The sequence below is a fragment of the Odoribacter sp. genome (assembly GCF_985060555.1).
This window is the reverse complement of record NZ_CFKYFN010000092.1, coordinates 26083-33979: the sequence shown is the minus strand read 5'-3', so window position 1 is coordinate 33979 and position 7897 is coordinate 26083. Positions and strand designations below refer to the sequence as shown.

Annotated in this window: 7 protein-coding genes; 2 read left to right on the top strand and 5 right to left on the bottom strand. The window is 44.7% G+C overall.

Translation table 11 applies throughout. The annotated features are described in order from the left end of the window. The 3 genes from AC5RDS_RS12630 to AC5RDS_RS12620 form a co-directional block, all read right to left on the bottom strand. On the bottom strand, nt 1-259 hold a 259-nt coding region (locus tag AC5RDS_RS12630; RefSeq protein WP_494222358.1), incomplete at its 3' end, for a hypothetical protein. Between the two features lie 85 nt (nt 260-344). Continuing rightward, complete coding sequence (locus AC5RDS_RS12625) at nt 345-1295, bottom strand: 3-oxoacyl-ACP synthase III family protein (protein ID WP_013611188.1); 951 nt, start codon at nt 1293-1295, stop codon at nt 345-347. A 75-nt stretch (nt 1296-1370) separates the two neighbouring features. Beyond that, the gene (locus tag AC5RDS_RS12620) at nt 1371-1958 is read right to left on the bottom strand and encodes a TetR/AcrR family transcriptional regulator (protein WP_013611187.1); all 588 of its coding nucleotides are present in this window, start codon (nt 1956-1958) and stop codon (nt 1371-1373) included. Nucleotides 1959-2263: 305 nt separating this feature from the next. Here AC5RDS_RS12620 and AC5RDS_RS12615 point away from each other — a divergent pair, with 305 nt between their 5' ends. Next, nucleotides 2264-3235, top strand: coding sequence for a YitT family protein (locus tag AC5RDS_RS12615; protein WP_013611186.1), 972 nt, complete (start codon nt 2264-2266; stop codon nt 3233-3235). On the opposite strand, the gene hydF is transcribed toward AC5RDS_RS12615, so the two are convergent. Both hydF and AC5RDS_RS12605 read right to left on the bottom strand, forming a co-directional pair. After that, the gene (gene hydF / locus AC5RDS_RS12610; RefSeq protein ID WP_013611185.1) at nt 3204-4403 is read right to left on the bottom strand and encodes a [FeFe] hydrogenase H-cluster maturation GTPase HydF; all 1200 of its coding nucleotides are present in this window, start codon (nt 4401-4403) and stop codon (nt 3204-3206) included. The two genes, AC5RDS_RS12615 and hydF, sit on opposite strands and share 32 nt — an antisense overlap. Nucleotides 4404-4412: 9 nt before the next feature. Continuing rightward, nucleotides 4413-5564, bottom strand: coding sequence for a sigma-54-dependent transcriptional regulator (locus AC5RDS_RS12605; protein ID WP_013611184.1), 1152 nt, complete (start codon nt 5562-5564; stop codon nt 4413-4415). 123 nt (nt 5565-5687) lie between these two features. Between AC5RDS_RS12605 and AC5RDS_RS12600 the strand changes: the two genes are divergently transcribed. Next, nucleotides 5688-7880, top strand: a complete 2193-nt coding sequence (locus tag AC5RDS_RS12600) for a patatin-like phospholipase family protein (protein WP_013611183.1) — start codon at nt 5688-5690, stop codon at nt 7878-7880. Nucleotides 7881-7897: the final 17 nt, after the last annotated feature.

Below are 7897 nucleotides of genomic sequence, written 5' to 3'. Positions count from 1 at the left end.
ACTTTCCTTCTTTGCCCTGTAGTGCTGACGGAAGATGCAGGGTTTTATGGCGGAAGACCATTGGAGCAGGAACGAGGGTCCGGTTAGGTTTTCCGAACGGCCGGCCGGTGGTGTCTGACGGAAACGTAACGTAAAGTTTTTTGCGGAGTGAGGAGTTCCGCCGGTCAGTGAAGGAAAGCCTTAACGGACCGGTCCAGGCGAACCGGTCGGACAGCACAAAACCCGGAATCGGAATAGAAAGAAAAAATATACCTGCCATAAAATTAAAGAAAGGGAGAATTGAAGGTTACTCTTCTTTTCTCCCTTTTTCAGATTATAGGACGTTTTAATTATACACTCAGCTTTTAGAACTGTAACAGCATTGCTCCGCAGGAGTAGCCCCCGCCGAAAACGGTAAGGCCGACCAGGTCTCCGGGTTTCACTTTATGCAGGTTTTCGGAGAGAGAGATGGCACAGCTCGGGCTGCCGGTGTTACCTCGTTGTTCGATATTCATCAGAAAACGTTCCTCCGGGATATCGGTTTGCCTGGCTATCGTTTTGATAATGCGCTGGTTGGCCTGATGCGAAGAAATCCAATTCAAATCCTGGACAGTCTTACCATAACTTTGGGTTACCTTTTCTAAAGCTTCGACCATATAATGACAGGCATTGATAAATACATCGCGTCCTTCAGGCATTCCGATGCCACCGTTCTGTGGGCGGAGATACACCGCTTCGGCTGCTTTGCCGATGTGTCCCAGACCTTGGGTATAGATATCGATAATTCGGGGATCATGCCCGCTATAATTCCCGGCAGAGACAAAAAACGCTACAGCACCGTCTCCCCATAGGTGGCCGCTTTGCGGATCGTTTTCGTTGGCATAAGCTGTGTTGTGTTCTGCTCCGATGATCAGGGCTTTGGTCGCTTTCCCCAGAGCAAAATAGCCTTGTGCAATTTCCATCGCATTGATAAAAGAAGAACAGGCTGAGGAAACACTCACACATTTGGCATGCTCGATGTGATAACGGCGTTGCACCATATGGGCCGGGGTGGCAACGGTATCGTAGGGGGAATAGGTTGCTGCGATGATTAAATCGATTTCCTCCATGGGATAAGGCAAATCGGTGGTGGCAAGATCCACTGCTTTTATCCCCATCGTATTGGTGTTTTCATTTGCAGCTGCTTTACTGCGGTTTTTGATACCGGTCCGGGAATAAATCCATTCGTCGTCCAGACCGTTTACTTCCTTGAAGTAAGAATTAGGAACCACAGAGTCCGGTAAATAGTGGGAAATTTTGTTGATAAACAATTCCATAGATTTAGCATTATGTTTCTGTTAGCTGTGATTTTGACATCAAACCTTCGTGCTAACAAGAAGTATGCCATATCCTCAGCCTTTGTTTAATATTCCATTAAATAGTAAGTCGACATATTCACGCAGCGACTGATAATTCCTTTTCCGGTGCCCGATGATAATAAAGGGTTGCTCCAGACTTTTGAACATAATCAGCAGCGTTTTTGCGAATGAGGAAGGATTATTGATATTGAAGAGGCCTTGCTCTTTACCGTTCTGCAAGATACGGGTTAGCAATTGCCGTTCTTTCATATCGATACCCTTACGCAACTGTTCAACTCGCAAATTGTTGAAAATAAAATCATAACGGATGTATTTGTTCTGACGGACCAGATTGTCGATCACATTGAACCGCGCTAAAATATATAATTTTAATTTGCGGTCGGGAGGAAGTGCAGAGTCTGCGGCCTTCTGCAATTTCTCATTAATGTCTTTGACATGATCCTCGACTACATAGTGATAAATCTCTTCTTTACTCTTAAAATGCATATATAAAGTCCGCCGACTCATGTTTGCTGCCTGAGCAATATCATTCATCGTTGCTTTATAAACGCTCATTTCTGAGAAAAGAGACTTGGCAACATGTATGATTTTATTCTTTGTCTTACTTAATTTTGTTCTCATAAATCTTGCGGTTGTGACTTTAAATTGCACAAAACACAAAATTTTGTGCAATTATAGCTATTTTCTATGACATTTATGGGCAAAGATAGTTTTTTTAACGGAAGAAAATGAGGTTTTGAGGATTGTTAAGTGTTCCAACGATTGCATAACCCCGGTATTTTATGTTTTATCCCTCTCCGATTCGTGTAAAAGGATGACAAATGTCATGTTTTATTGTTGAAGCGGGTGGTATCTTTGCGCGCGAATTGGGAGAGGTGGTGGAGGTGGCGATCGTTTTTTACAGCGTGTAATTTAATTGTCTGATTATGAATGTTACAAAAGTTTCCTTCTACAAGGAAAAAATTTTTTCGGCCCGGTGGTTTCAAACTTGGGGAACTCTTTTATTGGGATCTATGGTGATAGCGACCGGTTACACTTTTTTCATGACTCCCTACCAGATCGTTCCGGGAGGAATTTATGGTATTTCTACCATTTTGAACTGGAAACTGGGATTCCCGATCGGTATGGCGGCATTGTGTTTTAACCTGCCGTTGAGTTTGATCGGTTTTAAAATATTAGGCCGTGATTTCGGTTTGAGGACTTTTATCTGCTTTTGGTTGGTAGCTTTGTTTGCCGACGGTTTTCCGTGGGCTCTGGAACATTGGTGTGGCTATACGGCAGAATTTGCACATGATCCCCTGCAATTGGTCAAAGGAGGTATCGACAATCCCGATGCAACGAAGGAAGGGGTATTGTTGGCCAGTATCTTCGGAGGTGTGGTTATCGGAGTCGGAGCCGGATTGATTTTCAAGACCCGTTCTTCGAGTGCCGGTACGGATGTTTTGGCTGCCGTATTACATAAATTGACCCGCAGGCCTTTGGGGATGATGCAGATGACTGTCGACCTGATTATCGTGGTATTGGGTTTTGTGGCTTTCCCGGATTGGAAAACTCCGTTTTATTCCCTGATCACTATTTTTATTATGGGGAAAGTAATCGATATTGTCATCGGTGGGTATTCCAGCGATAAAACTTTTTTCATCATATCCGAAAAAACAGAAGAATTACGTCGGTTTATACTTTCGGAATTACACCGGGGCGGCTCTATCGTACCGGTCAACGGGATGTGGAACCGTTCGGAGAAAGAAATGATTATGACGGTCGTCAACCGTAAAGAGGTGACTACTTTGCAACGGGCCATCCAGCATATCGATCCTCATGCTTTTACCATGATCCTGAATGCTCAGGAGATTATGGGGCAAGGATTTAAACGGATGGATTGGGACGATAACAAGTAAATACCTGAGTTGCACGGTCGAAAATGCCCTGGAGCCAGGCGATAGTCATGCCGTAGTTGCTGACCGGAATCCGGGCATCGATGGCCGGTTGCAGACGGTGGCGCAATTGGGTGGCTGTGATCATACAGCCTCCGCATTGAATGATCAGGGCATAATCCGTTATCGGACGTTCGATCCGGTCTAAGCCGGCGATATGGTCGAATTCCAGCTGCTTTCCGGTATACTTGCGAAGAAGGGCGGGGATTTTGACCCGGCCGATATCTTCACAGGAAACATGATGGGAACAGGATTCGAGCAGAAGAATCCGGTCGCCGTCTTTCAGTTCCGGGATGCGGGAGGTCCCGGCCAGATATCGGTCGAAATTGCCTTTATGGTGTGCCAGAATAATGCTGAAACTGGTGAAAGGAATATCCTGGGGAATCCAGGGGGCTATTTTGCCGAATACCTGACTATCTGTGATTACCAGGTCCGGTCGTAACGAATTCCGCTGAAAATAAGTCGTGATTTCTTCGGGTTGGACGACAATACCGATACCATGCCGGTCCAATATCTCTCTTAACATTTGTACCTGAGGCAAGATCATCCGGCCTGTCGGAGCTTCCGAATCGATGGGGGTGACCAGCATAACCACTTGGCCGGGACAAACCAGATCCCCTAACAGAGAGGAAGAATTTTGCCGGTTTACCAAAGTGCCGATTTTTTGAATCAGCATTTCTCTTTTAGCCTGGCAAGTGGAGAAACCGATAACCGGGGTACCGTATTTTTGCAAGAGTTTTTCCCGAAGTTGCTCCTGTAAAGGTTCCAGGTCCGATTTATTGTGTACGATCAAAAAAGGAAGTTTTAACTTTTGAAATTCTTCGGTCAGTATTTCTTCGAAATGACCGAATCGGTTGCCGGTGATCACCAGTAAGGCTGCATCGGCTTGCCGGATGGTTTCGAACGTTTTTTTTACCCTTAATTCCCCGAGTTCACCTTCGTCATCCGTTCCGGCAGTGTCGATTAAAACGACCGATGCAACTCCCGGGATTTCATAACTTTTCTTTACCGGGTCTGTTGTCGTGCCGGCAATGGGGGAGACAACGGCTTTGTCCTGTTGTAAAATCGTGTTGACGATAGAACTTTTTCCGGTATTTCTCCGGCCGGTGATGACGAGATGAAATTTATCCATGAATCGGGGTTATTTATACATGCTGACTTCTTCTGCTGTGATTGTCGGGCTTCCGAGAATAATCAAACGTTCGACGACGTTGCGGAGTTCACGGATATTTCCGGTCCATTCGTAACTTTTCAGCGCTTGTAAAGCTTCCGGTGTAATATTTTTTTGTGCTATCCCCATTTCGTTGCAAATGGTTTCCAGAAAATAGGTCACTAACTCGTCGATATCTTCCGGACGGTCTTTCAAAGGGGGGACTTCGATAATTATAACACTCAGACGGTGGTATAAATCTTCCCGAAACCGTCCTTTGGCAATCTCTTCTTTCAGATTTTTATTGGTTGCTGCGATGACCCGCACATCTATCTGAATATCCGTGTCGCTTCCGATCCGGCTGATTTTATTTTCCTGTAAGGCCCGGAGTACTTTAGCCTGTGCTTCCAGGCTCATATCCCCGATTTCGTCGAGGAATAAAGTCCCTCCCGAGGCTAGTTCGAATTTCCCTTTCTTCTGTTTGATCGCCGAAGTGAACGATCCTTTTTCGTGTCCGAACAGTTCGCTTTCGATCAGCTCCGAAGGAATAGCTGCACAGTTGACTTCTATAAAAGCTCTGTCGTTACGGTGACTTTTTTCGTGCAACTGATGGGCTACCAATTCTTTACCACAACCGTTCGGTCCAGTGATGAGTACCCGGGCATCGGAAACCGCCACTTTATCGATCATGATACGGATATGATTCAATGCATCCGAATGGCCGATCATCTCGTATTTCTTACTGACTTTGGTTTTTAGCTTTTGGGTCTCCTCGATAAGCTGGTTTTTGTCCGTTGCGTTTTTGATCGTAATCAGAATCCGGTTCAGGTCCAGCGGTTTCTCGATGAAATCGTAAGCTCCTTTTTTGATGGCTTCGATAGCTGTATCTATGGTGCCGTGTCCCGATATCATGATGACCGGCACATCGGAAGTAAATTCTTTGATTCGTTCCAGTACCTCGATTCCTTCCATTTTAGGCATTTTGATATCACAGAACACCACCTCCGGTTTTTCAGTTTTCACCGACACCAATCCCTCCATGCCGTTTTCAGCTAATACGACTTCGTGTCCTTCGAAAGAGAGAATGTCTTTCATCGAATTACGGATGCTACGTTCGTCGTCGATTACAAGTATTTTTGCCATGGTCATTTTTTTTACACGGATAGCAAAATTAGGAATAATTTCGAAATCCTCAAATTTCCGAATCTTCAAATGTTTTCATAGCTTTGTAGCTAGGATGATTGTCAAATTATTTGGAATACGCTTATGAGATATATTTTATCTGTTCTGATTGTTTTTTGTTTGATTTGTCCCGATACGCTGGGACAGCGTAAAAAAGTAGGAGTCGTGCTGAGTGGTGGGGGGGCGAAAGGAGTTGCTCATATCGGTGTGCTGAAAGTGCTCGAGGAAGCGGGGATTCCGATCGATTATATTTCCGGGACGAGTATGGGGGCTATTGTCGGAGGGTTGTATGCCGTCGGATATAATGCCAAGGCGCTGGATAGTTTGGTCAGGATGCAGAACTGGCCTTTCTTGCTGAGCGATAAGGTATATCGTTTCAACCAGCCTTTTACCGAGAAAGAATCCAATGAGAAATACCTCATTTCCCTTTCTTTTTCCCAGGAAAAAGGTCTTTCGGTACCGGCAGGTTTCGTGAGCGGACAGAATATTTATAACCTGTTTTCCGAATTGACCATCGGTTTTCACGATTCGATTCCGTTCCGGGATTTACCGATTCCGTTCGCTTGTGTGTCGGCCAATATGATCGATGGGAAAGAAGTGGTGATGGACAAGGGGATACTGCCTTTGGCGATGCGGGCGAGTATGGCTATCCCGGGAGTTTTCGCTCCCGTAACTATCGATAGTATGGTATTGGTAGACGGAGGTATCTCGAATAATTTTCCCGTGGATGTGGCTAAAAATATGGGAGCCGAAATTACCATCGGGGTGGATCTCAGCACAGGGTTGAAAGATGAGAAAGGACTGGATAATATCATGGGGATCGTCGATCAGCTGACGGCTTTTATGGGCATGAAGAGTTATGAGAATAATAAAGCGATGGTGGATTTGTATATGAATCCGGATCTGAAAGGATTTACTGCGGCCAGTTTTACTGCGGAGGCTATCGATACGATGATTCAAAGAGGAGAACGGGTAGCCCGGGCCAATTGGGATAAAATTATGGCTTTGAAGAAACAGATCGGTCTTGAACCGGACGAAGATGCTGCTCCCCATCTCGAAAACAGGTTTTTGGAAACAGACACTCTTATTATAGGAAAAATTTCTATCGAAGGAGTGAAGGAAAAAGATGAAAAATGGATACAACGGCAAATCGGGATCAAAGAATTTTCTGTCATCACCATGGATGATTTACACAAAGCGATTTCTTTTTTATACGGTACCGGGGCTTTTGCCAATGTAAACTATGCCCTCAACGGGGATCAGATTTATGACCTGACGCTACGGCTGAAAGAAAAACCGGCCAGTTCACTGAATCTGGGATTCCGTTTCGACTCGGAAGAAATGGCTTCGATCCTGTTGAATACAACCCTTAGCCATAGGGCGTTGAGGGGGTCCAGACTGTCGATTACCGGACGTTTGAATAAAAACCCTTACGTATTGGTGGATTATTCTTTCGGCAGTAATATGCTGAGAAAATTGGGCGTATCCTATATGTTCAAATACAACGATATCAATCTGTACGATAAAAAAGACAAAGTCGATAATATTACTTTCTCTTATCATCGCGGAGACCTGAATTTATCGGATATTTATTTCCGGAATTTCAAATTTCAATTGGGGTTACGGTATGAATATTTCAATTATAAATCCGTCCTGTACAATACCGATTATATAGCGGAAAATCTGAAGTCACAAGGATTTGCCAGCTACTATGCTTTAGCTCATTTCGATACTTACGATAAGAAATATTTTCCGGACAAGGGGATGAGTTTCCGGGCTGATTATTCACTTTACACCGATAATATGGTCAATTATGACGGGCATGCTCCTTTTTCGGCCTTATCGGCCGATTTCGAACCGACCGTCCGGCTGACCCGTAGGGTATATCTGTTGCCGGCTTTGTACGGGAGGGTATTGATCGGACGCGATATAGCCATTCCTTATCTGAATTATGTCGGTGGAGAAGTAGCCGGAAGGTATATGAATCAGCAATTGCCTTTTTACGGTATCCATAATCTGCAGGTGTTCGATAATTCGGTGGTCGTGGGGCGTTTACAGTTGAGATATCGCTTGGGAATGAGGCATTACATCACTTTAACCGGGAATTATGCCAAACAGTCGGAAAGCTTTTTCGATATTCTGAAAGGAGACGATGTTTGGGGTGGAGGTGCCGGTTATGCTTATAATTCCATTATCGGACCGATCAGTGTCACCTTCGATATGTCCAATTGGGACCAGAAATTAGGGGTGTATTTCAATCTCGGCTATTATTTTTAAATTGGAGTAATTGTAAT

Bases quoted from the DNA above. Each gene is read 5' to 3' on its own strand.
- hydF (WP_013611185.1), bottom strand. From the start codon at position 4,403: ATGGATAAATTTCATCTCGTCATCACCGGCCGGAGAAATACCGGAAAA.
- AC5RDS_RS12620 (WP_013611187.1), bottom strand. From the start codon at position 1,958: ATGAGAACAAAATTAAGTAAGACAAAGAATAAAATCATACATGTTGCC.
- AC5RDS_RS12615 (WP_013611186.1), top strand. From the start codon at position 2,264: ATGAATGTTACAAAAGTTTCCTTCTACAAGGAAAAAATTTTTTCGGCC.
- AC5RDS_RS12605 (WP_013611184.1), bottom strand. From the start codon at position 5,564: ATGGCAAAAATACTTGTAATCGACGACGAACGTAGCATCCGTAATTCG.
- AC5RDS_RS12625 (WP_013611188.1), bottom strand. From the start codon at position 1,295: ATGGAATTGTTTATCAACAAAATTTCCCACTATTTACCGGACTCTGTG.
- AC5RDS_RS12600 (WP_013611183.1), top strand. From the start codon at position 5,688: ATGAGATATATTTTATCTGTTCTGATTGTTTTTTGTTTGATTTGTCCC.